This window comes from Acidovorax sp. LjRoot204 (assembly GCF_056175785.1).
The window spans coordinates 1-1,087 of the sequence record NZ_JBGFFF010000371.1; the positions used below are offsets into that span (position 1 = coordinate 1).

2 protein-coding genes are annotated in these 1,087 nt (G+C 62.0%); both read right to left on the reverse strand.

Translation table 11 applies throughout. The annotated features are described in order from the left end of the window. Positions 1–76 precede the first annotated feature (76 nt). The gene (locus AC04MI_RS25470; protein ID WP_436001508.1) at positions 77–427 is read right to left on the reverse strand and encodes a hypothetical protein; all 351 of its coding nucleotides are present in this window, start codon (positions 425–427) and stop codon (positions 77–79) included. Further along, positions 427–942, reverse strand: coding sequence for a hypothetical protein (locus tag AC04MI_RS25475; protein ID WP_436001510.1), 516 nt, complete (start codon positions 940–942; stop codon positions 427–429). The genes AC04MI_RS25470 and AC04MI_RS25475 overlap by 1 nt, the downstream gene beginning before the upstream one ends. Between the last annotated feature and the right edge of the window lie 145 nt (positions 943–1,087).

Here is a 1,087-nt window from a genome sequence, read left to right on the forward strand (position 1 = left end):
GAGGTGGCTACCGCCGTCCGCCTGGTCGAGTCAGGCGCGCTCCTGGCGGTGGTTAGGGGCGGCTGAGCCGCCCTGACTACCAGTCATTGCCCATGGGGTTCATAGGGTTCATGTCTGTGTAGTGCAGAGGGTTGGACGCATCGTTCACGTCAAGCGAGTCGTGAATCCACTCGTGCGGCTCTTGCCATTGCTCAACGACGCTGTCCGCATAGAGGGGGCGAGGAATCTCATCCTCTGTCTGCACAGGCGGCGGTGCATCGTCGTCATCATCCCAGTGCGCGGCTGAGCGACTGTTCGCCAGGGCGCGCCCGATCGCCTCTGCTTCGTCGCGCTCTGTTTGGCGATCAGTACCGAGCAGGGATCTGGCGTAGGGCCAAAGCGCAAATGCTGCGGGAACCAGTATCATCGCGGCCGCAATCTTGCTCATCAGTTGCAGGCCCAGCTCGCCTTGGCTTCCATGATTGAGCCCGGAAGAATGGGAGAAGCGGGTAAGAACCTATCGTTCTTGACGGTCGCGTCGCCGCGCTCATCGAGAAGCGCGAGCGTGCCAACCTGCGAGGTCATGCTGCTGCAGTAGATGCGGTCCTGGCCCAGCGTGGTTTCACCGATCGCATTGACATGCTTGGACCACAGTTCCACGACCTCCCCCGCCTTGCTGGCGGTGACGCGCCGGAGATCCACGTAGACATGAAGCTCAGGCGTGAAGACCAAATGCAGCCAACGCTCATCCTCGCGCTTGCCTTGCTCTTCCCAGATCGCCACATCGGCCTTGCGACTGACATAACCATAGGGGTCCTCGGCCGCCAGAATCGCCGCTAAAGCCGCATCCGCTGCGGCCATTGAGGGATCGGTCAGCTTTGCCGGGTCCTGGCCAGCGTATGGCGTGGCCGATATGACCGAGAGCGCCGCCAGGGCGGCATTGATACAGATGGTGCGGATCACGTGTTGCGTTCCCCTGTGAGTCACGTGGACATGGTAGCGCGGCCGTCGTCGCCGGCCGCGAGTTCGGATTACCCTCAGCTGCCCTCGTTGACCACCGAAAGGTCGAAGAGCCCTGTCCTTTCGGCTTGCTCGGGCATTTCCACAT